Annotated in this window: 24 protein-coding genes and 1 tRNA gene; 12 read left to right on the forward strand and 13 right to left on the reverse strand. The window is 69.8% G+C overall.

Translation table 11 applies throughout. The features are described 5' to 3' along the window. Window positions 1-81 precede the first annotated feature (81 nt). From B7Z76_RS04685 to B7Z76_RS04715, 7 genes are read left to right on the forward strand one after another with little or no spacing between them, the layout of a single operon-like run. Window positions 82-723: a carbon monoxide dehydrogenase subunit G gene (locus tag B7Z76_RS04685; protein ID WP_174502494.1), complete on the forward strand. Its 642-nt coding sequence runs from the start codon at window positions 82-84 to the stop codon at window positions 721-723. Continuing rightward, a complete protein-coding gene (locus B7Z76_RS04690) occupies window positions 720-1,622 on the forward strand; it encodes a MoxR family ATPase (protein ID WP_174502493.1) in 903 nt (300 codons plus the stop codon). The genes B7Z76_RS04685 and B7Z76_RS04690 overlap by 4 nt, the downstream gene beginning before the upstream one ends. Beyond that, window positions 1,619-2,830, forward strand: a complete 1,212-nt coding sequence (locus tag B7Z76_RS04695; protein WP_174502492.1) for a VWA domain-containing protein — start codon at window positions 1,619-1,621, stop codon at window positions 2,828-2,830. The genes B7Z76_RS04690 and B7Z76_RS04695 overlap by 4 nt, the downstream gene beginning before the upstream one ends. Continuing rightward, entirely contained in the window at window positions 2,827-3,159 is a 333-nt protein-coding gene (locus B7Z76_RS04700; protein ID WP_174502491.1) for an XdhC family protein, read from the forward strand. Before B7Z76_RS04695 ends, B7Z76_RS04700 begins: the two co-directional genes overlap by 4 nt. Next, complete coding sequence (locus B7Z76_RS04705) at window positions 3,156-3,842, forward strand: XdhC family protein (RefSeq protein WP_291342445.1); 687 nt, start codon at window positions 3,156-3,158, stop codon at window positions 3,840-3,842. The genes B7Z76_RS04700 and B7Z76_RS04705 overlap by 4 nt, the downstream gene beginning before the upstream one ends. After that, window positions 3,839-5,458: a molybdopterin-binding/glycosyltransferase family 2 protein gene (locus tag B7Z76_RS04710; RefSeq protein ID WP_291342447.1), complete on the forward strand. Its 1,620-nt coding sequence runs from the start codon at window positions 3,839-3,841 to the stop codon at window positions 5,456-5,458. The genes B7Z76_RS04705 and B7Z76_RS04710 overlap by 4 nt, the downstream gene beginning before the upstream one ends. Then, window positions 5,455-6,414: a D-glycerate dehydrogenase gene (locus B7Z76_RS04715; protein WP_174502488.1), complete on the forward strand. Its 960-nt coding sequence runs from the start codon at window positions 5,455-5,457 to the stop codon at window positions 6,412-6,414. Before B7Z76_RS04710 ends, B7Z76_RS04715 begins: the two co-directional genes overlap by 4 nt. Before the next feature lie 31 nt (window positions 6,415-6,445). Here the strand turns inward: B7Z76_RS04715 and B7Z76_RS04720 are convergent, their stop codons facing one another. The 6 genes from B7Z76_RS04720 to B7Z76_RS04745 form a co-directional block, all read right to left on the reverse strand. Further along, entirely contained in the window at window positions 6,446-6,607 is a 162-nt protein-coding gene (locus tag B7Z76_RS04720) for a hypothetical protein (RefSeq protein WP_174502487.1), read from the reverse strand. Between the two features lie 197 nt (window positions 6,608-6,804). After that, the gene (locus B7Z76_RS04725) at window positions 6,805-7,911 is read right to left on the reverse strand and encodes a substrate-binding domain-containing protein (RefSeq protein WP_291342449.1); all 1,107 of its coding nucleotides are present in this window, start codon (window positions 7,909-7,911) and stop codon (window positions 6,805-6,807) included. Further along, window positions 7,908-8,972, reverse strand: a complete 1,065-nt coding sequence (locus B7Z76_RS04730) for an ABC transporter permease (protein WP_291342451.1) — start codon at window positions 8,970-8,972, stop codon at window positions 7,908-7,910. The genes B7Z76_RS04725 and B7Z76_RS04730 overlap by 4 nt, the downstream gene beginning before the upstream one ends. Further along, entirely contained in the window at window positions 8,959-10,476 is a 1,518-nt protein-coding gene (locus tag B7Z76_RS04735) for a sugar ABC transporter ATP-binding protein (RefSeq protein ID WP_291342453.1), read from the reverse strand. Before B7Z76_RS04735 ends, B7Z76_RS04730 begins: the two co-directional genes overlap by 14 nt. After that, complete coding sequence (locus B7Z76_RS04740) at window positions 10,473-11,357, reverse strand: NAD(P)-dependent oxidoreductase (protein WP_174502483.1); 885 nt, start codon at window positions 11,355-11,357, stop codon at window positions 10,473-10,475. Before B7Z76_RS04740 ends, B7Z76_RS04735 begins: the two co-directional genes overlap by 4 nt. Further along, window positions 11,354-12,151 carry a glucose 1-dehydrogenase gene (locus B7Z76_RS04745; RefSeq protein ID WP_174502482.1) on the reverse strand — a complete coding sequence of 266 codons (798 nt, stop codon included), beginning with the start codon at window positions 12,149-12,151 and terminating at the stop codon, window positions 11,354-11,356. Before B7Z76_RS04745 ends, B7Z76_RS04740 begins: the two co-directional genes overlap by 4 nt. Before the next feature lie 147 nt (window positions 12,152-12,298). On the opposite strand from B7Z76_RS04745, the gene B7Z76_RS04750 reads away from it, so the two are divergent. Both B7Z76_RS04750 and B7Z76_RS04755 read left to right on the forward strand, forming a co-directional pair. Beyond that, window positions 12,299-13,327, forward strand: a complete 1,029-nt coding sequence (locus B7Z76_RS04750) for an L-idonate 5-dehydrogenase (RefSeq protein ID WP_291342457.1) — start codon at window positions 12,299-12,301, stop codon at window positions 13,325-13,327. A gap of 11 nt (window positions 13,328-13,338) precedes the next feature. Continuing rightward, window positions 13,339-14,418, forward strand: a complete 1,080-nt coding sequence (locus B7Z76_RS04755) for a LacI family DNA-binding transcriptional regulator (protein WP_174502480.1) — start codon at window positions 13,339-13,341, stop codon at window positions 14,416-14,418. Window positions 14,419-14,485: 67 nt separating this feature from the next. Here B7Z76_RS04755 and B7Z76_RS04760 read toward each other — a convergent pair whose 3' ends face one another. Then, window positions 14,486-16,117 carry a methyl-accepting chemotaxis protein gene (locus B7Z76_RS04760; protein ID WP_408736365.1) on the reverse strand — a complete coding sequence of 544 codons (1,632 nt, stop codon included), beginning with the start codon at window positions 16,115-16,117 and terminating at the stop codon, window positions 14,486-14,488. Window positions 16,118-16,347: 230 nt separating this feature from the next. Here B7Z76_RS04760 and B7Z76_RS04765 point away from each other — a divergent pair, with 230 nt between their 5' ends. Together B7Z76_RS04765 and B7Z76_RS04770 are read left to right on the forward strand one after the other, a co-directional pair. Next, complete coding sequence (locus B7Z76_RS04765) at window positions 16,348-17,319, forward strand: methylglyoxal synthase (RefSeq protein ID WP_291342460.1); 972 nt, start codon at window positions 16,348-16,350, stop codon at window positions 17,317-17,319. A gap of 544 nt (window positions 17,320-17,863) precedes the next feature. Next, window positions 17,864-19,360: an ATP-binding protein gene (locus B7Z76_RS04770; protein ID WP_291342462.1), complete on the forward strand. Its 1,497-nt coding sequence runs from the start codon at window positions 17,864-17,866 to the stop codon at window positions 19,358-19,360. 36 nt (window positions 19,361-19,396) lie between these two features. On the opposite strand, the gene B7Z76_RS04775 is transcribed toward B7Z76_RS04770, so the two are convergent. From B7Z76_RS04775 to B7Z76_RS04800, 6 genes are all read right to left on the reverse strand, one after another. Next, window positions 19,397-20,377, reverse strand: coding sequence for an aldo/keto reductase (locus B7Z76_RS04775; protein ID WP_291342463.1), 981 nt, complete (start codon window positions 20,375-20,377; stop codon window positions 19,397-19,399). Between the two features lie 84 nt (window positions 20,378-20,461). After that, complete coding sequence (locus B7Z76_RS04780) at window positions 20,462-20,926, reverse strand: MaoC family dehydratase (RefSeq protein ID WP_291342464.1); 465 nt, start codon at window positions 20,924-20,926, stop codon at window positions 20,462-20,464. After that, window positions 20,923-22,095 (reverse strand): acetyl-CoA C-acyltransferase, encoded by a 1,173-nt coding sequence (locus tag B7Z76_RS04785; RefSeq protein WP_174502474.1) that lies wholly within the window; start codon window positions 22,093-22,095, stop codon window positions 20,923-20,925. Before B7Z76_RS04785 ends, B7Z76_RS04780 begins: the two co-directional genes overlap by 4 nt. A gap of 39 nt (window positions 22,096-22,134) precedes the next feature. Continuing rightward, the gene (locus tag B7Z76_RS04790; RefSeq protein WP_174502473.1) at window positions 22,135-22,926 is read right to left on the reverse strand and encodes an SDR family oxidoreductase; all 792 of its coding nucleotides are present in this window, start codon (window positions 22,924-22,926) and stop codon (window positions 22,135-22,137) included. A 12-nt stretch (window positions 22,927-22,938) separates the two neighbouring features. Beyond that, window positions 22,939-24,246, reverse strand: a complete 1,308-nt coding sequence (locus tag B7Z76_RS04795; RefSeq protein ID WP_174502472.1) for a TetR/AcrR family transcriptional regulator — start codon at window positions 24,244-24,246, stop codon at window positions 22,939-22,941. Window positions 24,247-24,262: 16 nt separating this feature from the next. Then, a complete protein-coding gene (locus tag B7Z76_RS04800; protein WP_174502471.1) occupies window positions 24,263-26,062 on the reverse strand; it encodes an acyl-CoA dehydrogenase in 1,800 nt (599 codons plus the stop codon). A gap of 216 nt (window positions 26,063-26,278) precedes the next feature. On the opposite strand from B7Z76_RS04800, the gene B7Z76_RS04805 reads away from it, so the two are divergent. Next, window positions 26,279-26,354 (forward strand) — tRNA-Ala (locus tag B7Z76_RS04805). The last annotated feature ends 1 nt before the right edge of the window (window position 26,355 follow it).

Raw genomic sequence — 26,355 nt, forward strand, 5'->3', positions numbered from 1 at the left:
GGGCAGGGCGGATTTGCGCGCGCGGCGCCCTCAAACTAAAGATGCTGAAACGGAACACGGTCACGAAGGAGAGCAGGCCCCATGGAAATGTCGGGAGAACGGCTGATCGCCGCGCCGCGCGAAGCGGTATGGGAAGCGCTGAACGACCCCGATGTCCTCAAGGCGTGCATACAGGGCTGCGAATCCATTGATAAGCTCTCCGATACCGAGATGACCGCGACGGTTGCTGCCAAGATTGGCCCGATTTCCGCCCGGTTCAATGGCAAGGTGACACTGGCCGATCTCGATCCGCCGAACGCCTACACGATTTCCGGCGAAGGGCAGGGTGGTGTTGCCGGCTTCGCCAAGGGCGGGGCGAAGGTCCAGCTTGCCGATGCCGAGGGCGGCACGAAGCTGACCTACCAGGTCTCCGCCCAGATCGGTGGCAAGATGGCGCAGCTCGGCGCCCGCCTCATCGATTCGGTGGCGAAATCCTACGCTGAATCCTTCTTCACCAAATTTTCCGAAAAAGTCGCCCCCGCGCCGGAAGCCGTCCCGGCCCCCGCACCGACCCCGACCAAGGAGATCGCCAGCATGGCCGACCACGCCCACGATCACGCCCACCCCGCCCATGGCGAGGATCGCAGCAACCCGGTCATCGCCGGCCTGCCGCTTGGGATCTGGGTGCCGATCATCATTTCGGCGGTTGTCGTGGCGCTGGTCCTCTCCAAGTACATCGGATGACCGGATCAAACCTCCCGCGCAACGTCGCCGAAACCGCCGAACTGCTCGCCCGCGGTAATTATGTGGCCGACCGGGCGCTGGCTACCAGCGTCCATCTCGCCTTGGCCATGGGCCGCCCGCTCTTCCTCGAGGGCGAGCCCGGCACCGGCAAGACCGAGATCGCCAAGGTGCTGGCCGAGCAGCTCGGCCGGCGCCTCGTCCGCCTGCAATGCTATGACGGGCTTGATCTCGCCGCTGCCGCCTATGAGTGGGATCACGCCCGCCAGTTGATGGAAATCCGCCTCGCCGAATCTGGCGGCGCCAGCCGCGCAGCCCTGCGCGAGACGCTCTATTCCGCAGAATTCCTGCTCCGCCGGCCGCTGCTCTCGGCAATCGATCCAGGCCTGCCGCCCGCCGTCCTGCTGATCGACGAGCTTGACCGCGCGGATGAGCCCTTCGAGGCCTTCCTCCTCGAATTGCTGGGTGATTTCCAGATCACCATCCCCGAGCTTGGCACCATCGCCGCCTCCACCCGGCCCGTCGTCGTCATCACCTCCAACCGCACCCGCGAGGTGCACGACGCGATCCGTCGTCGCTGCCTCTACCAGTGGGTGGACTACCCCGATGCCGCCCGCGAGCGCGCCATCCTCGCGGCTCGCGCCCCGGGCGTGCCGGCGAAGCTCTCCGCGCAGGTGGTCGAGTTCGTCCAGCGTATCCGTTCGACCGACATCTTCAAGCTCCCCGGCGTCGCCGAAACCATCGACTGGGCCTCCGCCCTTGCCGCGCTGGACGAGGTCGAACTTGCCCCCGCCGCAGTCGAGGACACGCTCGGCGCCCTGCTGAAATACCAGGACGACATCGCCAAAATCCGTGGCGAGACCGCCGCCCGCCTTACCGGGGAGGCGATCCAGGCGGCATGAGTGCCTCCGATACGGGCCGGCTCGCGCCGAACGTGATGCACTTTGCCCGCCTGCTCCGGCGCGCCGGCCTGCCCGTCGGCCCCGGCGAGGTCATCGCCGCCGCCGAGGCGCTTACCCATGTCGACATCACCGACCGGCGGGTGATGCGCGCGGCGCTGCAGGCGGTGATGCTGCGCCGGCACGAGCACGCGCTGCTGTTCGATCAGGCCTTCTCGGTCTTCTGGCGCAACCCCGACGCCGCCAAATTCGCCCAGATGCTGGCAGCGATGGATGGCCGCGCCCCGCGTGAGGAAAAGGCCGCCGCCGGCGCCCGCCGTCTGGCCGAGGCGATGCAGGCGGCCAGGTCGCGCGAGCAGGAACCCCGCCCCGACGAACGCCGCGAGGTCGACGCGCTGCTTTCCGCCTCAAGCCAGGAACGCCTCGAATCCCTCGATTTCGAAGCGATGAGTGCCGAGGAAATCGCCGCCGCCAAGGCCGAGATCGCCCGCCTCACCCTCCCGCTCGACGAACGGCGCACCCGCCGCTTCCGCCTCGCCGCCCGCGGCAGCCGGGTCGATCTCAAGCGCACCCTGCGCGATTCGATGCGCCATTCCGGCGAGGTGTTCGACATCGCTCGCCGCGTGCCGCTCACCCGTCCGCCGCCGCTCGTCGTCCTGTGCGACATTTCCGGCTCGATGGCCCGCTACGCGCAGATCCTGCTGCATTTCCTCCACGCCATCGCCAACGAGCGCGACCGCGTGACCACCTTCCTCTTCGGCACAAGACTGACCAACATCTCTCGCCAGCTCGCCCGGCGTGACCCGGAAGAGGCGTTCGAGCAGGTCGCCGGCGCGGTGCCGGACTGGTCGGGCGGCACCCGCATCGGCGAGGCGCTCGGCCAGTTCAACCGGCTCTGGGCCCGCCGCGTGCTGGCGCAAGGCGCCGTCGTCCTTCTCGTCACCGACGGGCTGGACCGCGAGGGTGCGGTCGGCCTCGCCGACAACATGGCGCGGCTGCACCGCTCCTCGCGCCGGCTGATCTGGCTCAATCCGCTCTTGCGCTACGATGGCTTCGCGCCGAAATCGCAAGGAGCCCGGGCGATGCTGCCCTATGTCGACGAGTTCCGCCCGGTGCATAACCTGGCCAGCCTGCGCAGTCTGGTCCAAGCCCTGTCGGGCGAGGCGCCGCCGCGACTGCAGGCCGCCGCCCTGTGGGAGACCCGCCAATGAGCGACACCGCATCCGACGCCGAGGACATTCTCGGAATCGCCGCTGCCTGGCACGCGGAAGGCGAACAGGTGGCCATCGCCACCGTCACCAGCACCTGGGGCAGTTCGCCGCGCCGCGTCGGCAGCCGCATGGCGGTCACCGCCTCCGGCCGCATCGCGGGCTCGGTCTCCGGCGGCTGCATCGAGGGCGCGGTGGCCGAGGCTGCCCAGCGCAGCATCGAAACCGGCACGCCGCAGCGCCTCGATTACGGCGTTACTGACGAACGCGCCTGGGAAGTCGGCCTCGCCTGCGGCGGCAAGGTCTCGGTTTTCGTGGAAAAGCTCTCGTGAAGGCCGCCCATCTCGCCGCCCTGCGCGAAGCCACCGCCACCCGTCGCCCGGTCGCCTTCGCGACCAACCTCGCCACTGGCGCGGCCTTCATCCTGCCGGACGAGGCCGCGCCAGCCGCACTCGCCGCCGAGGCCGCCGCCATGCTTGCCGCCGACCGGAGCGGCACCGTCACGTTCGGCGACGACGCCTGGTTCATCGAGTCGCGCAACCCGTCCCCCCGGCTGCTCGTCGTCGGCGCGGTGCATATCGCCCAGGCGCTGGTGCCCTTCGCGCTGGCGTCCGGCTTCGCCGTCACCGTGGTCGATCCCCGCCGCGCCTTCGCCACCGCGGATCGCTTCCCCGGCGTCGCCATCGCGACCGACTGGCCTGACGAGGCGCTGGACAGCCTCGGCCTCGATTCCCGCACCGCCGTCGTCACCCTCACGCACGACCCCAAGCTCGACGATCCGGCGCTGCGCCGGGCGCTGGCCGCCGATCCGTTCTATGTCGGCGCGCTCGGCTCGCGGAAAACCCACGCCGCAAGGCTCGATCGCCTGCGCGCCGCCGGGGTGGATGATGCCGCGCTCGCCCGCATCCGCGCCCCGGTCGGCCTCGATATCGGCGCCGTCACCGCGCCCGAAATTGCCCTGTCGATCATCGCCGAAATCGTCGCCGCCCGCCGCGGTCGCCTCGCCGCGCCATGATCTTCGGCGCCGCCCCGCTTGCGGCCGATCTTGCCGGCGCCATCCTCGCCCATAGCCTCAAGACGCGCGACCGCGTGATCCACAAGGGGGCGGTGCTGGATGACGCTCTGATCGCCGCCCTGCGCGCCGCCGGCCATGCCGAGGTCACCGTCGCCCGGCTCGAACCGGGCGACGTGCCGGAGGAGGACGCCGCCCGCCGCCTCGGCGCCCATTTCGCCGGTCCCGGTCTGCGCGTCGCCGCCCCGGTGCATGGCCGCGTCAACGTCTTCGCCGAAGCCCACGGCCTGTTCCGCCTCGATGCCGCCGCCATCGCCGCCCTCAACGGGCTCGACGAGGCGATCGCCCTCGGCACCCTGCCAGATGCCACCCCCGTTGCCCCCGGCGACATGCTGGCAACCCTCAAGATCGTCCCCTTCGCCGTCCCCGGCGCGGTGATGGCGCACGCCGCCTCCCTGCTCGGCGCGGGCGCGCCGCTGCGGATCGAGGCGTTCCGGCCGTTGCGCACCGGCCTCGTCCTCTCCCGCCTGCCGCAGCTGAAGGACGCGGCGATCCGCAACACGATCGAGGCCACCCGCCAGCGCGTCGCCGCCCGCGGCGGTGCCCTGCTCGATCCGATCGAGACCCCGCACGAAACCGCGCCGATCCGCGCCGCGATCGACGCGCTTCTCGCCCAGGGGGCCGATCTCGTGCTGATCGCCGGCGCCTCCGCCGTGACCGACCGCGCCGATGTCGCCCCCGCCGCCATTACCGAGGCCGGTGGCCGGATCGACCGCTTCGGCATGCCGGTCGATCCCGGCAACCTGCTCTGCTTCGGCCGCATTGGTGCGGTGCCCGCCATCGTCCTGCCCGGCTGCGCCCGCAGCCCCCGGCTCAACGGCATCGATTTCGTGCTCGACCGCGTTTTCGCCGGCGAACCGCTCGACGATGCGCTGATCGCCTCGATGGGTATCGGCGGCCTGCTCAAGGATTTCGCCCCCCGCCCCGAACCCCGCGTGCCGCGTGCCGCCCGCCGCACCGCGCCGAAAATCGCCGTCATTGTGCTGGCCGCCGGACGCTCCTCCCGCGCCGCCCCGCAGAACAAGCTCCTCGCCTGCCTGCAGGATGGCCGCGCCCTCGTCGCCGCGACGGTCGATCACGCGCTGGCCGCCCGCGCCGCGCTCGTCCTCGTCGTCACCGGCCATCAGGACGATGCGGTGCGCGAGGCGCTGTCCGGCCGCCCGGTCCGCTTCGTCCACGCCGCCGCCTTCGGCTCCGGCATGGCCGCGAGCCTCGCCGCCGGCATCAACGCTCTGCCGGCGGACACGGCGGCGGCACTGATCTGTCTGGGCGACATGCCGTTGGTCGATGCAGCCGCGATCGACCGGCTGATCGCCGCCTACGACCCCGATGAGGGCCGTGCCATCGTTGTCCCCACCCATCGCGGCCGCCGTGGCAACCCGATCCTCTGGGACCGGAGCTTCTTCCCCGAAATCGCCGCCCTCACCGGCGATGCCGGCGCGCGCCACATCCTCGCCCGCCATGTCGACCGGATCGCCGAGGTCGAAATGCCCGACGATGCAGTCCTGCGCGATTTCGACACGCGGGACGCGCTGGCCGAACTCAAGGACCGCTCATGAAACCAGGACTGACCATCTCCCGCGTGCTGCCCGAACCGGTCGAGGCCCGCGCCGCCGAGGGCTTCGAAGCCCGGTTCCTCGCGCAGGACGGCGCTTTCGACGCCGCTGGCTTCCTCGCCGCGCTTGATGGCGCCGCCGCCGCCCTGATCACCCCGGCCGACCGGCTCGATGCAGCTTCGATCGCCCGCATCCCCGCCAGCCTACGCGTCCTCGCCACCTTCTCCGTCGGCACCGACCATATCGATCTCGACGCCGCGAAGGCGAGGGGCCTCGCCGTCGTCAACACGCCGGATGTGCTCTCCTTCGCCACCGCCGAGCTGGCCCTCACGCTGATGCTCGCCGCCGCCCGCCGCGCCGCCGAGGGCGAGCGCATCGTCCGCGCCCGCGCCTGGCCGGGCTGGACCCCGACTTACCTCCTGGGCACCAGCCTCCAGGGCAAGACGCTCGGCATCCTCGGCATGGGCCGCATCGGCCAGGCGCTGGCGCGGATGGCGCAGGGTCTGTCGATGCGCGTGGTCTATCACAACCGCCGCCGCCTGAAGCCGGAGCAGGAGGGTGGCGCCGCCTTCATCGCCGACGAGGCCGACTTCCTCGCCGCGGCGGACGTGCTGTCGATCCACCTGCCCGGCGGTGCCGCGACGCTGCACTGGCTGAACGCCGCGCGCATCGCCCGCCTCAAGCCCGGCGCCATCGTGATCAATACCGGCCGCGGCACCACGATCGACGATGAAGCCCTCGCGGCTTCACTTGCCAGCGGCCATCTCGGCGCTGCCGGGCTCGACGTCTTTCCTGCCGAACCCGCCGTGCCCGAAATCTATCTCGGCCTCGAGAATGTCGTCTTGCTGCCCCATCTTGGAAGTGCCACGCGCGAGACCCGCCTTGCGATGGGCATGCTGGCGCTGGACGGGATCGAGGCGATCCTCGCCGGCCAGTCTCCCGTCAACCGCGTGGTCTGAGCCGGGGGCGTCGGGCCGCCTGCCGCCCGTGTCAGAGCGCCAGCGTGATGACCAGTGACGTTGCGGCAAATAGCATGAAGGCAATCAGCCCGGCCCTGTCCTGAACATGCTGCCAGTGGCGGATCTGTCGTCGCAGCGCGGTGATGGCAGGATCGACGATGATCCGGTCGGGCAGTTCGATCGTGGTCGGCATGGCTGCACTCCTTCACGCAGTCGCGGCGATGGGGAAGCTCTACCCCGCCGCCGCGTGCTGGTGTGAAGTTTTTATACAGGAACCTCCCCCCGCGCCGTCACCGCGAAATCAGCGTGTCTGTGCTGCACGAGGGGGGCAACCGGCGCGTGAGTGTTGCACGCCGGGATCAACCGGCGTGTGAGTGTTGCGCGCCGGGGTCAGCCGGCGCGGCCCCAGATCCGCAGAAACACCTTCTTGTAGCCGTTCGGCGGGTTGAACACATCCTTGTCGCCACCGTCCTCATTGACGTTCTCGGGGGTGAAGATATGCACGGGATCAGGCTCGGCGACCGCTTTCTGCCCGGCGAAGGCGCGGTTCAACTCGTCCACGCATTGCCAGCCCTCAAGCTCCAGCGGGGCGGCGACGGTCGCGGTCTGGAACTGTTTCGAGCGGATGCGCTGAAAGGCGGATTGCGAGCCGTCGCCGGCCGAGACGTTATAGGGCGGGCCATCGCCGCGATGCCCGGCGGCGGACAGGCCGGGCGCCATGTAGTCGTAATAGAGGTCGTTGATGGCGAGTGAGTAGGTCCAGCTCTTGCCATATTTGGCGAGCAGGGCGGCGGTCACCTGCGGCATCCGCGTCGCAGTCGAGGACAGCGGCACGTTCTCAATGCCGAGCAGGTGGCAGCCCTTGCACGCGCGGATGATCGCCGCCATGCGGTTCGACTTGGCGAGCGCGATCGAGAACTCGCTGGTGGTGAAGATGACGACGCCGGCATGCCCGTCCGAGCGGGCGATGGCGTAGAGGGCAGCGGCGTGGGCGACCTCCAGCGGGTCCTGGGCAACGTTGTAGAGGACGGCAGGTTTCGCGATCGGTCCCGGCTTCGGGCTGACATTCCAGCCGACTACCTTGATCCCGGCCTTGTCGGCCTGTTCGATGAACGGGGCGGATTGCGTCGCATCCAGCCCGCCGAGAACGATGCCGGCCGGCTTCAGCGCGATCGCCTCGGACAGGGCGGCATTCTGCCCGGCCGCCGTGCCCTTGCCGTCGAGCAGGCGGAAGCGCCAGCCGATCGCCTTCGCCGCCGCGCGCACCGCCTTGCCTACGCCGCGCGCCCCGCCATTGGACTGGTTCGACGAGACATAGACGATGAACTTGCCTTCCACCGCCTTCGGCCCGGTGGTCGGCCCGGTATAGGGCAGGGCGGGATTGGTCGCCGCCGCGACATATTGCCGTGCTGTCGCGAGCATCGACGGCGCTGCCAGCGCCTGTGTCGCGAAGCCGGCGACGGACAGTGCCGCCAGCAATATTGTTGTCTTTTTCATGAATCCTCCCCGGTTGCGGCGGGCGTCGGTGGCACCGCCTTGATGAGAACGCCGCGCCGCCGCTGGGCGAGACCGGCCAGGCCGATCGAGACCACGAGGGTGACGCCGTTGAACAGGCTGGAGACAAAGAACGCGCCGCCGAGCTGCTCGATCCCCGAAATGCCGACCGCGAGCAGCAGCTCGGCCACCACCGTGCCCCACACATTCACCCGGCCGGGGCGGATCGTGGTCGACCCGAGAAAGGCGCCGACCAGGGCAGGCAGCAGGTAGCTGAGCCCGAGGCTGGTCGCGCCGATCCGCAGCTGTGCGGCCAGCACCACCGAGGCGAACGCGGTCAGCACGCCGGAGGCGACGAAGACGAGGATGACATGCCGGCGCACCGCGATGCCGTTCAGCTCGGCGGCGCGGCGATTGGCGCCGATCGCGTAGAGCACGCGGCCGAGCGGCATCCGCTCGGTCACCAGCCAGAGCAGCAGCGCCACCACCAGCACGTAGACCGCGGGAAAGGGCACGACGCCGAACAGGCGTCCGTCATTGATGGCGGTGAAGGCGGCGGGCAGCGTGCCCACTACCTGCTCGCCGCCGGTATACCATTCGGCGAGGGCGTAGATGATGGTGCCGGTGCCGAGTGTGGCGATGAAACTGTCGATCTGCGCGATCTCGACCAGCATGCCGTTCATCAGCCCGAACAGCCCGCCAAGGCCGAGCACTGCCAGCACCGCCAGCGGCCAGGGCCAGTGATACTGCACCTGCAGGCTGATCGCGATGATCGACCACAGCACGATGCCGTAGCCCACGGTCAGGTCGATCCGCCCGGCGATCATCGGCGGCAGGGCGGCGAGTGCCAGCAGGGCGACGACCGATTTCACCACGAAGATCGCCCTCATGTTGCCCGCCGTGGGGAAAGTGTCCGGCAGCAGCACGGAGAACAGGACGATCAGCGCGACCGTGAGGATCGGCAGGCCATAGACGGTGAGCTGGCGGCGGCGGAGTTCGGCGCGCGGCAGGGCGGCGCGCTCTGCCCCGCTCGGCTCCAGCGCGTCGGACTTAAGCGATTCCATCGCGGATCTCCCCGGCTTCAGGTGGTGCTGCCGCCGCGATGCCGGCGGAGGCGGCGGCGAGCAGGCGTTCCATGGTCAGCGCCGCCCCGGCGATTTCGGCGACCACCGCACCGCGGTCGAAGACCAGCGCGCGGTCGCACAGTTCGGCGATCTCCTCGAAATCCGACGAGACGACGACGATTGCCGCACCGGACGCGGCGGCGGCGGCGAAGAGGCGGTAGATGTCGGCCCTGGCACCGACATCGACGCCGGCGGTCGGGTCTTCGAACACCAGCAGGCGGGCGGCCTGGTCGAGCCAGCGGCCGACCACGACCTTCTGTTGGTTGCCGCCGGAGAGCTGCTCGATCGGCAGCGCGGGATCGTTCGGCCGCAGGCCGACGGTGCGGCCAAGGGCGGCGGCGCGGCGAGCAAGGCGGCCGGGCGGGACGATGGCGAGCGGCTTCATGCCGTGGGCATAGGCGTTGAGGAAGGCGTTCTCGGCGACGGTCAGGCGCGGCGCGGTGGACTCACCCACCCGGTCCCCGGCGACGAAGCCGATGCCGAGCGCCATCGCCGCCTGCGGCGAATCCGGCGCGGATGCGACACCGTCGAGCAGGAGGCTGCCGGCGCTGCGCGGGGCGAGGCCGAACAGGGCGCGGCCGAGGCGCTCCTGCCCGGCGCCGACGAGCCCGGCGAGGCCGAGGATTTCGCCGGCGTGGACCGAAAGGTTGACCGGCGGGCCGCCGGCGACCGAGAGATCCCGGCATTCCAGCCGGACCGCGCCGGGTGCGGTCTCGGCGCGGCGGTGGCGAGCGACGGCGCGGCCCACGATCATGCCGATCAGCGCCCCGGCATCGAGTGTGCCGACCGCGCCGGCACCCGCCAGCCGCCCGTCGCGCAGCACCACCGCCTGATCTGCGAGCGCAAACACCTCGTCCAGCCGGTGCGAGACATAGAGCATCCCCACGCCCTTCGCGCGCAGCCGGCGCAGCGCGGTGAACAACCGCTCGACCTCGGCGGCGGGCAGGCTCGCGGTGGGTTCGTCGAGCACCAGCATCTCGCCCTCGCCAGCCAGCGCCCTTGCGATGGCGACGAGGGCGCGCTCGGCGCGAGCGAGGTCGCGAATGCGGGTTTCGGGGTGAAGATCGACGCCAAGCTCCGCCAGCGCGGCGGCCGCACGGCGGGCGGCGGCACGCCAGTCGATCAGGCCGAGGCGAGGTGGAAAGCCCAGCGCGAGGCCGAAATTCTCGGCGATCGTCATCCAGTCGACGAGGCCGAGATCCTGATGGATGAACCGCACCGGCAGGGCGCCGGGGGTGGCCGGCGCGCCGCGAAAGCTGATCTCGCCGCGATCCATCGGGTAGACGCCGGCAAGGATCTTGATGAGCGTGGATTTGCCGGCCCCGTTCTCGCCGAGCAAGGCGACGATTTCGCCAGCGTTGACGGTGAGATCGACCGTATCCAGCGCCCGCGTGCCGCCGAAATTCTTGCAGATGCCGCGCATGGCGAGGAGCGGCGCGGTCATGGCGGGCTGCCTGCATTGCGAGGGAAGGCGCGCATCAGGGCGGCGGTATCCGCCCCGCCGAGTCCCTCGGCGATGCGGGCGCGGTGGGTGGCGAGTGCTGCGTCGAGCAGCGGCAGGGCGAGGCCTGCCTCGGTGGCGAGGCCGGCGGCGCCGGCAAGATCCTTCACCATGTTGTCGAGCCGGCCGGTCGGGGTTTCGTCGCGGGATGCAAACTTGGCGCCGAACTCGCGCAGGATGGCGGAGTCGGCACGGCCGCCCGCAAGCGCCTCGGGCAGGCGTGCGGCATCGACCCCGGCGGCCTCGGCGAGGGCTATTGCCTCGGCAAGAGCGGTAAAGCCGACACCGCAGAGCAGCTGGTTGGCCAGCTTGGCCGCCTGCCCGGCGCCGGTGCCGCCCATCAGGGTGAAGCGGGCGGCGAGATGATCGATCACCGCGCGGGCGGCCTCGAAATCCGCGCTGGTGCCGCCGGCCATCACGGTAAGCCGCCCACCCAGCGCGCCCGGCGCGCCGCCGGAGAGCGGGGCGTCGAGCCACCGCCCGCCGCAGGCGGCGGTGAATCCGGTGGCCAGCGCGCGGGTGGCCGCCGGGTCGATCGAGGACATGTCGATCACCAGCGTATCAGGCCCGGCGACGGCGGCGATGCCGCTATCGCCAAACGTGACGGCGCGGATGCCGGCGGCGTCGTTGAGGCTGAGAATGACGAAGCCGCAGCCGCGCGCGGCCTCGGCCGGGGTGGCGGCGGGCAGGGCGCCCTGAGCGGCGAGGGCGGCGAGCTTGGGGGGATTGCGGTCATGCACGCGCAGGCTGAAGCCGGCGGCGAGCAGGCGGCGGGCGATCGCGCTGCCCATCACCCCCGCGCCGATCAGCCCGATCGTGGTCATACGACGCTCGTCAGCCCGCCATCGACGAAGATCATCTGGCCGTTGACGAAATCCGACGCGGCGCTGGCGAGGAAGATCGCGGCGCCCTTCAGCTCGTCCGGCTCGCCCCAGCGGCCGGCCGGCGTGCGCGCGGCGAGCCATGCGGAGAAATCGGCATCTTCGGTGAGGGCTGCGGTCAGCTCGGTGCGGAAATAGCCGGGCGCGATGGCGTTGACCTGGATGTCCCGCCCGCCCCATTCGGCGCAGAGCCCGCGGGTCAGCTGGCGGACGGCCCCCTTGCTCATCGTGTAGGGGGTGATCGAGGCGCGGCCGAGCTCGCTCTGCACCGAGGCGATGTTGATGATCTTGCCGCGATTGCGGGCGAGCATCCGCCGGCCGACCGCCTGCGCCGTGACGAAGGCGGCACGGACGTTGAGCGCCATGATCCGGTCGAAGGCGTCGAGCGGGAAATCCGCCGCCAAGGCGCGATGCTGCAGCCCGGCATTGTTGACCAGAATGTCGATCGGCCCCTCCGCCTCGATCCGCGCGATGGCCTCGGCGGTGGCGTCGGCGTCGGTGACGTCGAAACAGGCGGCATGGGCGTCGAGCCCAAGGGTGCGCAGCTCGGCGGTGGCGGCCTCCAGCCGGCCGGCATCACGCGCGTTCAGGATCACCGTCGCCCCGGCCTCGGCGAGACCGGTGGCGATGGCGCGGCCGATGCCGCTGCGCCCGCCGGTGATCAGGGCCCTGCGGCCCGAAAGGTCGAACAGCTTCAGTCCCACGTATCCATCCCTCGACCGGTCTGCGCCGGTCATTTTTCTGATCCGCCGGCCCGCGCCGGTCTCGAATTTCGTGCCAGCTCACGCCGGATGCTTGCCGAAGCGCCCAAACCGGCGCATGTTAGCGGTAACAATTTCATGGCGTAACACGAACCCGGCCCACCGCTCAAGGAGCAAATCACCATGACCGCGATCGTGATCCACGGTGCCGGCGATCTCCGGATCGAGGACCGCCCGGCGCCGCCGCCAGGGCCGGACGAAGTGCGCGTGCGAATAAGCCGCGGCGGGATCTGCGGCTCGGACCTGCATTACATGCGCCGCGGCGGCTTCGGCCCGGTGCGGCTGGCCGAGCCGATGGTGCTCGGCCACGAGGTCGCCGGCGAGGTGCAGGATGCCGGCGCAGCATCGGGCTTTGTGCCCGGCGAGGCGGTGGCGATCGACCCGTCGCTGCCCTGCGGCACCTGCCGGTTCTGCACTGCCGGGGTGACACAGCATTGCACCGACATGCGGTTCTTCGGCAGCGCGATGCGCCGGCCGCACATCCACGGCGCGTTCCGCGCCGCGATCACGGTGCCGGCGCGCCAACTCGTGCGGCTGCCGGCGGGGCTGACGGTCGAGCGCGCCGCCTTCGCCGAGCCGCTTGCCGTCGGCCTGCACGCCGCAACACGGGCGGCGATCGGGCCGGGGATGCGGGTGATCATCGCGGGGATGGGGCCAATCGGCCTGCTCGCCCTGCTCGCAGCAAGGCATCGCGGTGCCGCCGAAATCGTCGCCTGCGATGTGCTTGGCGGCCCGCTCGCCCTCGCGGCAAGGCTGGGCGCCACCGAAACGGTCGATCTCGCCCGCGAGAAGGACGGGTTGGCCCGCTTCGCCGAAGGCAAGGGCTGGTTCGACGTCGCGATCGAGGCATCGGGCGCGGCATCCTCGCTCGCCGGGCTTATCGGGGTGGTGCGCCCGCAGGGGCGGATCGTCCAACTCGGCCTCGGCGGTGACATGACCCTGCCGCTGATGGCACTGGTAAGCAAGGAAATCGAGCTGGCCGGCGCCTTCCGCTTCGGCCCCGAATTCGCCGAGGCGGTGGCGCTGCTCGCCTCTGGCGCGATCGACCCCGACCCGCTGCTCAGCGCGGTGCTGCCGGCCGAGCGGGCGGTGGAAGCCTTCGCGCTCGCGGCGGACAAGGCGCGAGCGGTGAAGGTCCAGCTCGCCTTCTAGGCGCCGGCGCGATGGCTCCGCCGCTCCGCCGCGCGCCGACGATGGACGATGTCGCCGCCGCTGCAGGCGTGTCGAAAATGACCGTCTCGCGGGCGCTGCGCGGTGCTGTGGTGGCGGCGCCGACGCGGGCGCGGATCATGGAGGCGGTATCCCGGCTCGGCTATGTCCCGCATGCGGCGGCGGGCGCGCTGGCCAGCCGGCGGTCGGGTTTCGTCGCCGCCATCGTGCCCTCGATGGACAATTCGAACTTCGCCGAAACCGTCGCCGGGCTGGAGGCGGCGTTGCGCCAGGCCGGACTGGACCTGCTGCTGGGCACCACGCTCTACAGCAGCGCGCGCGAGGAAGAGCTGCTGCAGACGCTGATGCGGCACCGGCCGGAGGGAATCGTGCTGACCGGCGGAGCGCATAGCCGGCGCGTTGCCGCCTTGCTCAGTCGCTCGGCGTTGCCGGTGGTCGAGACATGGGATCTGCCCGCATCCCCCATCGGCGGGGTGGTCGGCTTCTCCAACCGCGCGGCGGGCGCTGTGATGACGGCGCATCTCGCCGCGATCGGGCGGCGGCGCATCGCCTTTCTCGGCGGCGCCTCGCGGCGTGATCCACGCGGCGAGGAGCGCGGCCGCGGCTATGAGGAGACGCTGGCGGCGTCCGGGCTCGGCCCGCCGCTGGTCTTCCGCCACGGCCAGCCGCCGCTGTCGATGCGGCACGGTGCTGAGGGAATGGCGCGGCTGCTGGAACGCTGGCCGGAGACCGATGCGGTGGTCTGCGCGAGCGACCTGATCGCCTTCGGCGCGATCGGCGAATGCCAGCGACGGGGCATCGCCGTGCCGGAGCGGATCGCGATCGGCGGCTTCGGCGATTTCGAGGTGTCGCGCTGCGCTGTGCCGGCGATCAGTACCGTGGCGGTCGATGCGCGGGGAATCGGTGAGCGCGCCGGGGCGATGCTGGCCCGCGCGGTCGCCGCAAGCCGCCGCGGCGAAATCCTTTCACCCGAGCGCATCGAGGTCGGGCTGCGCCTCGTCGCCCGGGGCAGCTCGCTGCACCCGGCGCACCTAGAGCATCATCCGATCAGATGGAATCATCTGATCGGATAAAGATGCTCGAATTATCAACAAGATAGAGCACGGCATCCGATCCGGATGGATCGGAACGAGCGCGGGCTCACGACGCCCGGGCCCGAACCACGCGCAGCTGCACGGGCGCAACCTGCCGCGCCGTGCTGGAGTCGAAGCTGAACCGCCCGACGATCCGCGAAAGCGCCTCCGCCTGACCGGCAAGCGTCGCGGTGGCGGCATTCGCCTCTTCGGCCATCGCCGCGTTCTGCTGGACCGCCTGGTCGAGATAGCCGATTGCGGAATTGATTGCGCCGATGTCGTCCGATTGTGCGGTAATCGCCGTTGCCATCTCCGCAATCCGCCTGTTCATCGCCTCGACGTCGCGGAAAATCCCCTGCAACGCCTCGCCGGTTCGTCCAACCAGATCGACGCCGGCCGCCACCTGGCGGCGCGAGCCGAGAATGAGAGGGGTGATCCGCTTCGCCGCGTCTGACGAGCGCTGGGCGAGGGCCCGCACTTCCGATGCGACCACAGCGAAGCCGCGCCCGGCCTCGCCGGCCCGCGCCGCCTCCACCCCGGCATTCAACGCCAGAAGGTTGGTCTGGAACCCGACTTCCTCGATCAGGTCGATGATCTGTGCGATTTCTGCCGACGAGGACTCGATCGCTCGCATCGCATCGACCGCTTCACTCACCAGCCGGTTCGATTCATCTGCCTTGCCGGCAGTCGCCGCCGCGGTTTCCCCGGCCTGCTTCGCTTCATTGGCGGTGGCACGCAGGTGCTTGTCGAGCTGGGCCAGGGCCGCGGACGACTGTTCGAGGCTTGCAGCCTCTCCCTCCGTGCGCCGTGCCAGGTCGTCGGCCGCCGCGCGGATTTCACGCAGGCTTCCATCGATCACGGACGAGGAATCCCGCACTTGCCGCAATGTGGTCCTGAGCGCGGCGGCCGCGCCGTTAAGGTCTGCGGCGATCACATCGAACGGCGCTGGCAGCCCCTCCGGCAGCGATACATCGAGCACGCCGGTCGCGAGCCCATCCAGCGCTTGCTTGATCGTCTCGACGGCCTGCACCCGGTCGGTCACGTCCGAGGCGAATATCATTACGCTGGTCACCGCACCTGCGGCATCGCGCATCCCATTGTACGATTCGGCCAGCCAGACCGTATGGCCGTCACGGTGGCGCCGGGCGATTTCGGTGACGAAATGCTCGCCGGCGCGCAGCCGTTCCCAGAACTGGCGATAGGCCTCGCTCGTCGCCTCGTCCGCCACGGTCAGCACCCGGTGATGCCGGCCGATCAGCTCGTCCCGCCGGTAGCCGACCGCGCGGAGAAAATTGTTGTTGACGTCGAGAATGGTGCCATCCGGCGCGCACTCGATCATGCCGCGTCCGCTGGCGATGGTCCGCAGGCCGCGCGCCTCGTGCATCTCCCGCAACTCCGCTTCCGAAACCGCCAGCACCAGCTCTGCCGTTTCGCCCGCCCCGCCATCCACCCGCTGCGCCACCAGCCGGACCGGCACCCTGCGTCCTCCGGGGCCGAGAAGCGTCTGCGTGCCTTCCCATCCCGTTCCCTCCGCGAGATGGCGGAGATAGTCCGGATCGACGACGTCGCCGATCAGCCCAGCCCGATCCCGGCCGACGAAATCCGCCCGCGCGCCGCCAAGCAGCGCACAAAATGTCGGGTTTGCATCGATGATCGCGCCATTTGCACCCACCCGCACGAGACCGGCCATCGCGTCCACGGCCGCGTGAAGATGTCGGTATCCGCCGAGAAAACGCAATTCCATCGGCAAACTCCTGATAATAAAACAAAAATATTCGGTTACAAATCGTTCTAAAAATTGGATACAATATAATAGTTAATGGCGGCTGAATCGCTCCTCCGCGTCCCGCTGCGCCCTATTGATTTTTCCGCCGCCGGCTCGGACTCTCCGTGTTGCGGCAGGCGAATGGCATGGCAGGGAGGCGGGACATGACAGTGACGCGCGGCAATGAAACGGGCGGCGATGAAACGGGCGTCGTGCGGATCGGCATCGCGGCGTCGGCGGCCTTGCGCGGTGGCACGGCTTCGCCGCTGTTCGCCCTCCTGCGTGACTTCGCACCGCTCCTCGCAGCACCCGTTGTGCGACTGCATGCGGTGGGCGCCACCTGCGACGCGATCCTCGCCTCCGGCCTGCTCGGCGCCAACCCGCCCACCCGCCTGCGCCCCGCGCGCGAGGGCGGGGTGATCACCCTGACCTCGATGGTGGTGCCGGACGCCTCCGGCCGTGCGGCGCTCGATTTCGTGATCTACCTGATCGACCCGGTCGACCCGATCGGCGTGTTCCCCGAGATGCAGGCGCTGAAGCGGCAATGCGTCGTGCATGGGCGGCCGTTCCTGACCAACCGCGGTGCGGCCTCGGAATGGCTCGCCCTGGTCTGGCACAGCCTCGCCGGCATCGACCGCACCGGTCTTGCCGCGCAACTCGCACACTGGGTGCGGCCCGAAGCCGTCGCGTCCGAGACGATCGGGCTGATCGCCCACGACACCCAGAAGAAGGTGATGCTGGAATTCGCCCGGCGGCACCATGCGCTTCTGTCGCGCTTCGGCCGGCGCCTTGCCACGGGCACGACCGGCGGGCTGCTGAACGGCGAGGTTCCGGCGCGGATGGCGGCCGAGGCGGCGTCGCTGCGCCCGGTTCTGCCTCCGCCCGTTCCGGGCTGGTCCACCGCCTTCCAGTCCGGCCCGCGGGGCGGCGACGCGCAGATCGCCGAGGAGGTGCTGGAAGGGCGCTGCCGGCGGCTGATCTTCTTCGAGGATCCGCATGTGGCGCGCGAGCACGAGGCGGACATCCAGCTTCTCGAACGGGCGACCCGCTTCGCCCCGCAAGGCTGCCTCTGCATCAACGACCTGGCGAATGCCGAATTCTGGATGACTGGATTTGCATCGCTGCTCGCCGCCTGAGCCGCACCACTCTGCGCCAAGTCGCTCTGTCCATCGCAATCCTGTTCACCAAGCTTCTGTGCAGCGCGAATCTGCGCTGCATGGCTCCATCCCGCGCATTTACCTATCACCCCTGTCGCGCGGGGCCCCGCAAGGCGGGGAGGGGCAGAAAGGTGCCGCTCTCTCACGGCAGTCACCGAATTGCCGACGACATTTTTCGGCGGCGGGCGCGGTCCCCGTGCGTTTTGCACGGCCTGCGGCAGCGGTTGTTGCAGCCGGCGCACGCTGTTTTGCGCTCGTGCAAAACTGTATGTACTCCGCAAAACTTAACGATACGTTACGGCAAAGCACAGAATTACACATAATTTCGTCAATCTTGCCCACCGTATCCTGTTATCGCGTCTCGACGCGGTGGCCCCTGGTTGATAAGCCGAACCCCCCGGAGCGGGTCACGCACCAGGCAAGGCCGGATGCCGCGCCTATCCCATTGACGAAGCACGCAGTCCCGCCCCGGCAGACCGGCCGGCCCGGCAGGGACTCGCATCAGGAGGCGACGAATCGGACCATGACAGTGGCGATCGAGATGGGTATGGCGGCCGGCAACGCGCCTGCCGTTCTCGACCTTGAGGAACTGCTGGCCACGAGATTGCTGGTCCAGGGCAATTCCGGTTCCGGCAAGTCCCACCTGCTCCGCCGCCTGCTCGAGCAGAGTGCTGCCTGGGTTCAACAGGCGATCATCGATCCCGAGGGCGATTTCGTCACCCTTGCCGTCCGATTCGGCCATCTGGTGATCGATGCCGAAGCGCATTCCGAGCCAACGCTGCAACTGGCCGGCGAGCGCGCCCGCGCGCACCGTGTCTCCGCCGTGCTGAATCTCGAGGGGCTCGACGCCGAGAACCAGATGCGCCGGGCCGCCGCTTTTCTCGGCGGGCTGTTCGAGGTCCCGCGCGATCACTGGTATCCGATGCTGGTCGTGGTCGACGAGGCGCAGCTCTTCGCCCCCGCCGCCGCCGGCGAGGTGTCGGACGAGGCGCGCAAGCTCTCGCTGGGCGCGATGACCAACCTGATGTGCCGCGGCCGCAAGCGCGGGCTCGCCGGCATCATCGCGACCCAGCGGCTGGCCAAGCTGGCCAAGAACGTCGCCGCCGAGGCCTCGAATTTCCTGATGGGGCGCACCTTTCTCGATATCGACATGGCCCGCGCCGCCGACCTGCTCGGCATGGAGCGGCGGCAGGCGGAGGCGTTCCGCGACCTGGAGCGCGGGCATTTCATCGCCCTCGGCCCCGCCCTGTCGCGCCGGCCGCTCGCCCTGCGGATCGGGCCGACCGAGACCGAGGCGCGGCATGCAACCCCGCGCCTCACCCCGTTGCCGCAGGCCACGATCGAGGATGCGCAGACCGTCATCCTCGCCCCGCCGCCGCCCGAGGCCGCGCGCCCGCCGCGCCGCGCCCCATCCCCGCCGCCGCCCGACCTGCTGAGCCAGTTGATGGCGGCCCGGCCGGTGGTGGAGGAGACGAGCGCCGAGGTGCCGCCGCCGCAGAGCCCGGCCGAACGGGCCGAGCTTCAGGCGCGGCTCGAGCGCATCCTTGCCGATCTCCTGGCCGATCCCGAGGCGGGATTCCGCCCGGTCGGTGTACTGTATCAGGATTTTCTCGTCCGCTGCCGGATCGAGGCACTCGGCGCTGCCGCCCCCGATCTCGCCGCTTTCCGCCGGATGCTGACCCGCGCGCGCGCCGGCATCAGTGCGGCGATGGCGGAGGACGCGGTCTGGCAGGACGTGCTGGTCCGCGCCGCCATCCTGCCCGAGGACATGCAGGGGATTTACCTGATGATCGCCCGCGCCGCGCGCGACGGCCTGCCCTGTCCGGGCGACCCGGCGATTGCGCGGGCCTATGGCACCCGCTCGCTTGGGCGGGCGCGGCGGCTGCTCGCCTATATGGAAGAGCAGGGGCTGATCGTCTGCCAGCTCGACGGGGCGGGGCGGCGGATCGTCACGCTGGTGGAACTCGCCTGGGCGACGGCGCCGGGACTGACCGACGCCGAGGACAGGCTTCCCGTCTGATTCCGTAGCGCCTGATCCCGGTCCGTCCGATCCCGGTTACGAGAAGCCGACCACCGCGTGTGGCACGTAGGGGGTTTCGAGCCGGCCGATCTCCTCGGCGCCGAGGGTGACGCCGATCGCCTCGATCGCGTCCTCCAGATGGGCGAGCTTCGTGGCGCCGACGATCGGCGCGGTGACGCCAGGGCGTGACATCACCCAGGCGAGGGCGACCTGTGCGCGCTTGAGGCCGCGTTCAGCGGCGATCGTGGCGGCGGCCTCGACCACCTTGCGGTCGGCCGCTTCGGTCGCGGCGTAGAGGGTCTTGCCGAATTCGTCGGTCTCGGCGCGGGCGGTGGCGTCGTCCCAGTCGCGGGTGAGACGGCCGCGGGCGAGCGGGCTCCAGGGGATCACGCCGATGCCGGCGGCGCGGCAGAGCGGCAGCATCTCGCGCTCCTCCTCGCGATAGAGCAGGTTGAGGTAGTTCTGCATCGAGACGAAGCGCGTCCAGCCATGACGCTCGGCGATGGCCAGCGCGGTGGCGAATTGCCAGGCGAACATCGAGGAGGCGCCGATATAGCGGGCCTTGCCCGCCTTCACCACGTCGTGCAGCGCCTCCAGCGTCTCCTCGATCGGCGTCGAATAGTCCCAGCGGTGGATCTGGTAGAGATCGACATGGTCGGTGCCGAGGCGGCGGAGGCTGTTGTCGATCTCGGTCATGATCGCGCGGCGGGACAGGCCGGCACCGTTCGGCCCGGGGCGCATCCGGCCGTTGACCTTGGTCGCGATCACCACCTCATCGCGCCGTGCGTAGTCGCGCAGGGCGCGGCCGACGATTTCCTCGCTGGTGCCGTCGGAATAGACATTGGCGGTGTCGAAGAAATTGATGCCGGCTTCGAGCGCGCGGCGGATGATCGGGCGGCTGCTCGCCTCGTCGAGCGTCCAGGCGTGGTTGCCGCGGTCGGGCACTCCGAAGCTCATGCAGCCGACGCAGATGCGCGAGACCTCAAGGCCGGTGGCGCCGAGTTTCGTGTATTCCATCAGGGACCTCCGAACGGTTCAGCCCGTGGCGGGCAAGGGGCGGAGGTTAGCCGGGGCGCGCGGCCCCGACCAGAGTAGGGGCGATCACGCGAGGGCGAGCATCGAGAGCCATTGCGCGACCAGCGCCGGCTTCGGCTGATCCTCGATTTCCACCGTCACGTCATGGGTGAGCAGGATGCGGCCCTCGCCCTTCTCGGCGAGGCCGGTGAGGGCGAAGCGGCCGCGAATGCGCGCCCCCGCGCGCACCGGGGCCAGAAACCGCAGGCTGTTCATCCCGTAATTTACCGACATCGCCACCCCCGCGAGCCGCGGCAGCGTGTCATAGGCCATGCGGCTGAGCAGCGAGAGGGTGAGAAAGCCGTGCGCGATGGTCCCGCCGAACGGGGTTTCGCGCGCGCGCTCGGGATCAACATGGATGAACTGGTCATCGTCAGTCACCTCGGCGAAGGCGTCGATGCGCGCCTGGCCGACCTCCATCCAGTCCGAACAGCCGACCTCGGCGCCGACCAGCGCGCGATAGTCGGCGAGGGTGAGCGCCGGGGCGCTCACAGAACCTCGAACAGGCCGGCAGCACCCATCCCGCCGCCGACGCACATCGTCACCACCACGTGGCGCGCTCCGCGGCGCTTGCCCTCGATCAGCGCGTGGCCGACCATGCGCGCGCCGGACATGCCATAGGGGTGGCCGATCGAGATCGAGCCGCCATCGACATTGAGCAGTTCGTCGGGTACGCCGAGACGGTCGCGGCAATAGAGCACCTGCACCGCAAAGGCCTCGTTCAGCTCCCACAGGCCGATATCCCCGACGCTGAGCCCGAAGCGCGAGAGCAGCTTCGGCACCGCGAAGACCGGACCTATGCCCATCTCGTCGGGCTCGGTGCCGGCAACGGCCATGCCGACATAGCGGCCGAGCGGCTGCAGGCCGCGCTGCTCGGCGAGCTTCGCCTCCATCACCACGCAGGCCGAGGCGCCATCCGAGAGCTGGCTGGCATTGCCCGCGGTGATGCAGCCGCCCTCGCGCACCGGCTTGAGCCCGGCGAGGCCCTCGGCGGTCGTCTCCGGCCGGTTGCCCTCATCGGCGGCGAGGGTGACGGTCTGCTGACTGGCGGCGCCGGTCGCGCGGTCCGTCACCGTCTTGGTCGCGGTGACGGGGATGATCTCGGCATCGAACCGGCCGGCCTGCTGGGCGCTGGCGGTGCGAAGCTGCGATTGCAGGGCGTAGGCGTCCTGTGCCTCGCGCGAGACGTTGTAGCGCTTCGCCACCACCTCGGCGGTGTCGATCATCGGCATGTAGGTGTTGGCGTGCAGGGCGAGGAGTTCGGGATCGCGATCCACCCGCATCGCCTCGGTCTGCACCGTCGAGATCGACTCGACGCCGCCGGCCAGCACCACGTCCATCCGGTCGACGATGACCTGCTTCGCCGCGGTGGCGATGGCCATCAGGCCCGAGGAACATTGCCGGTCCATCGTCATGCCAGGCACGGTTACGGGCAGGCCGGCGCGGAGGGCGGCGGTGCGGCCGATCGTGTGCTGCCCGCCCTGGGGCAGGGCGCTGCCGATCAGGCAGTCGTCGATCTCGGCGGGGTCGATCCCGGCGCGGCGCACCGCCTCGCGCAGCGCGTGGGCGGCGAGGGTGGGGGCGGGGGTGGCGTTGAAGGCACCGCGATAGGCGCGGCCGATCGGGGTTCTGGCGGTCGAGACGATCACGGCGTCACGCATGTCTGTTCGCTCCTCTGGCGGAAAATGGGTGGGACGGACTCAGGGTTCGGCCGTCTCCACCGGGTTGGCGGCAACGAGCCCGCCATCGACGGTAAGCACCTGGCCGACGACGTAATCGCCGGCGCGGCTGGCAAGATAGATCGCAGCACCCGCCATGTCCTCGGCGCGGCCGATGCGGCGGGCGGGAATGGCGGCGGCGACGGCCTCGCCCCGGTCGCGCGCGGCGCGGTTCATCTCGGAGGGAAACGCGCCGGGGGCGATCGCGCTGGCGACGATATTGTCGTGGATCAGCCGTGCCGCCATGCGCCGCATCAGGTGATGGATCGCCGCTTTCGAGGCCTGGTAGCTGTAGGTCTCCCAGGCATTGACGCGCAGCCCGTCGATCGAGCCGACGCAGATCACCTTGGCCGGGCGGTCGGGCCGCGCCGCTGCCTTCAGCGCGCCATGCAGCGCCTGGGTGAGGAAGAATGGCGCCTTCACATTGACGTCGAACACCTTGTCCCAGCCATGTTCCGGGAAACTCTCGAACGGCGCGCCCCAGGCCGCACCCGCGTTGTTGACCAGGATGTCGAGCGCCGGTTCGCGCGCGGTGATTGTCGCGGCCAGCGCGCGCGCGCCCTCGACCGTCGAGATATCCGCCGGCACGGCGATGCAATCGGGGCCGAGTTCGGCCGCCGCGGCGTGGCACTGCTCCGCCTTGCGCGCCGAGATGTAGACCCGCGCGCCCTGGGCGAGAAACCCTTCGGCGATCATCCGGCCGATGCCGCGCGAGCCGCCAGTGACGAGGGCGACACGCCCCTGCAGCGAAAACAGTGATGCCGGGTCGATCATGCCGGTCCTCCCTTATGGTTCCGGGCCGCGAAGCGGCGCTTCGCTCTGTTCAGCTAAGCCAGGCGGGCCCGGCTGGCAAGCCGGTTTTGGATGAGCGTACGGTTTTTCAGGGCGGATTGCCCCGGCGATCGCGGCGGCAAAATCCTCCCGCGCCAGCGCGAGCAGCGCCGTGTCCGCCCCGGTGGCGGCAGCACGGATCAGCTTGCCGACGAAGAGGGCCTGCACCGCGAGCGGGCCGGCAGGGTGCGGCGGTGCTACGGCGATCGCCGCCAGCCGCCGGCGCCAGGCGCCGTGCTGGTCGCGCAGCGTGGCCGCGAGAGCCGCGCGCAGCACCATGCTTTCTCCTGGAGCCTGGGCGGCGCGGAGAAACACGGCGTAATGCCCAAGCGCCTCGCGCGCATGTTCCAGCACCTCGCGAAACCAGATCGCCGTGGTGAGATCGACCAGCCGCACCTCATCGATCCCGGCGGGGTCGATCGCGCCGAAGCCTGCGCGGTAGCGCGCCTTCGCCCGGTCGAACAGCGCGACCTGTGCCGTGGCGAGCAGCGCGCCGATCGCCGGGAAATAATAGGCCGGGCCGCTGCGGGCGAGGCCGGCGCGCTGGGCGATGGCGGCCCAGCTTACTGCCCCGGCGCCTGACTCGACGAGAATGTCGATCGTCGCCTGCACGATCCGCTCGCGGGTCTCGAAATGGCGGGCGCTGGCGGGGACGGCATCGTCGTCCGCCGTGGGGGCGGGCGGGCCGAGTTGCGCGGGATCGAGCCGGCCTTCGATGAAATCGCGCGCCGCTTCCTGCTCAAGCCCGAGCGGGTGGAGCAGAAAGGTCAGCCCGATCGCCCGGTCGATCGCCGCGCGGGCCACGCTGCGGTCCTGCCCGAAGCCGAGATTTTGGCCGATGGCATGCCAGATTTCATCGAGCCGTGCGTACCATCCCTGTGCCAGTAGCCGTCCCGCATCGCCGCGCCCGCCATGCAGGATCAGCTCGCACCAGGCCAGCGAGCGCGTCCGCTCGCGCCCCAGCGCATTGAGCACAACGCGCATGACAAGATCGTCGATCCGCGCAACCCCGGTCGCCTCGCCGGCGCTGACGCGGCGTTCGAGCCGGGCGAAGGCGTCGAGATAGCCGCTCATCAGATGGCGTGAGGCGCTGGCGATGAGGTCTGTTTTGGATTCAAAATGATATGTTGTCGCGGCGAGGCTGACACCTGCGGTGGCAGCGACCGCGCGATGGGTAAGCCCGGCAACCCCGCCCTTGGCAAGAACGCTGACGGCACCTTCATGAATCCGCTGTTTTGTGCGTAGGCTGCGATCCTGCACCATGGGCTGCCGCCCTGCGTCAGAGAGCGAACAGCGCTGCCGGCGCGTCGAGGCTGCTGGTCTCGAGGGTCGCGCAAAGTGCAAGTCGGGCAACCGCCAGCGGCAGCTCATGCGCCATGAAATAACGGCATGTCAGTAGCTTGCCCTCGTGAAAGAGCCTGTCGGGCGGTGGAGGGTTACCGTCCAGCGAAGCGGCCGAAACGAGTGCCTGCCACAACCAGAGCCAGCCGATGACGACATGGCCGAATGCGTCGAGAAATAAGGTCGCATTGGCGAGGCGGCGTGGCAGGTCGGCGCAGGCGAGCAGGGCATTGGCGGTGACGCCGAGCTGGTCGAGTGCCGCCACGAGGCGGGCGGCCTCGTTCGCGAGGGCCGGATGCGGGGCGGCGATGGCGGCGGTCTCGCGCATCTGTGCGGCGAAGCGGCGCAGCGCATCGCCATTGTCGCCGCCGAGCTTGCGGCCCACGAGGTCGATGCCCTGGATGCCGAACGTGCCTTCGTGAATGTGATTCAGCCGGTTGTCGCGATAGAGCCGCTCCAGCGGATAGTCCCGCGTGTAGCCATAGCCGCCGAGGATCTGCATCGCCCATTTGTTGGCTTCGAGGCAATGCTCCGACGGCCAGGATTTCACCACCGGCGTCAGCAGCCCGAGCAGCGTGCCGAGCCATTCGGCCTCATCCGCGTCGGTCGCGATCTCCTGCCGGTCGACCAGTTGCGCGGCATAGAGGCAGAGCGCCTGCGCGCCCTCCACCGCCGCCTTCTGGGCCAGCAGCATGCGGCGGATATCGGCGTGCTCGACGATCGGCACGGGCGAGGCGGACGGGTCCTTCTGCCCGGCCTTGCGGCCTTGCGTGCGGGTGCGGGCGTATTCCGCCGAATGACGATAGCCGGCGAGTGCGGACATGGTCGCGGCATGGCCGACGCCGATGCGCGCCTCGTTCATCATCTGGAACATGTATTCGAGGCCGCGATGCGCCGCGCCGATCAGATGCCCGATCGTCTCGCCGCTCTCGCCGAAATTGAGCAGACAGTTGGTGGTGCCGCGCTGGCCCATCTTGTGGTTCAGCCCGGCAAGGGCGATGTTGTTGTGCTCGCCAACGGCGCCGCTTTCATCAACGCGGCGCTTGGGCACGAGAAACAGCGAAATGCCGCGCGTTCCTGCCGGCGCGCCGGCGATCCGCGCGAGCACCATATGGACAATATTTTCCGAAATTTCCTGATCCCCGCCCGAAATCCACATCTTGCTGCCGCGGAGCGAAAACGTGCCGTCGTCGCGCGGTGTCGCGGTGGTGGTGATGTCGGCGAGCGACGAGCCGGCCTGCGGTTCGGAAAGACACATCGTGCCGAACCAGCGTCCCTCCAGCATCGGCGGCAGGAAGCGCCGGCGCAGCGCTTCGTTGCCAAAGGCGGCAAGCAGGTTTGCCGCGCCGACGGTGAGGAAGGCGTAATTGGCGACGGCCGTATTCGCACAGGTGAAGATGCCGCTGGCCGCCGTGTGCAGCACGCGCGGCGCCTGCAACCCGCCATGCTCCAGCGCGAAGGGCAGGGCGAAGAACCCCGCCTCGGCGCATGCGCGCAGCGCGCGTCCGGTGCCCTCCGGCATCTCGACCCTTCCATTGACGAAGCGCGGCTCGTTTGCGTCCACCTCGGCGGCGATCGGCAGGAACTGCTCCTCGGCGATGGCTTGCGCGGTGTCGAGCATCTGGGCGCAGGCATCGCGGTCGAATCCGGCGAAGCGCTCGTGGTGCAGCAGTTGCTCCATCCCGAGCAGGTCGAACAGGATGAAGTCGAGGTCGCGTCTGTCGACGATCATGGACATGGCGTCGTCTCCCTGGTGCACCGCCACACTACCGGCCTAGGTCTCTCGTGTCGATCCGAAATTGAACATTTGTACAGTTTTTCCGCCTCGCCCGGCACCCGAACTGCCGCCTGCAATGCCTCCCCATATTGCCCACGGCATATTTCATGGCCGGTTTGTCCTCCGATGCTCTTGCCGCGGGCGCGAACTCGGTCTAATAGGGCCCTCACGCACGGTGGGGCCATAGCTCAGTTGGGAGAGCGCCTGAATGGCATTCAGGAGGTCGTCGGTTCGATTCCGATTGGCTCCACCAA

Source organism: Acidiphilium sp. 20-67-58 (assembly GCF_002255515.1).
Lineage (GTDB): Bacteria > Pseudomonadota > Alphaproteobacteria > Acetobacterales > Acetobacteraceae > Acidiphilium.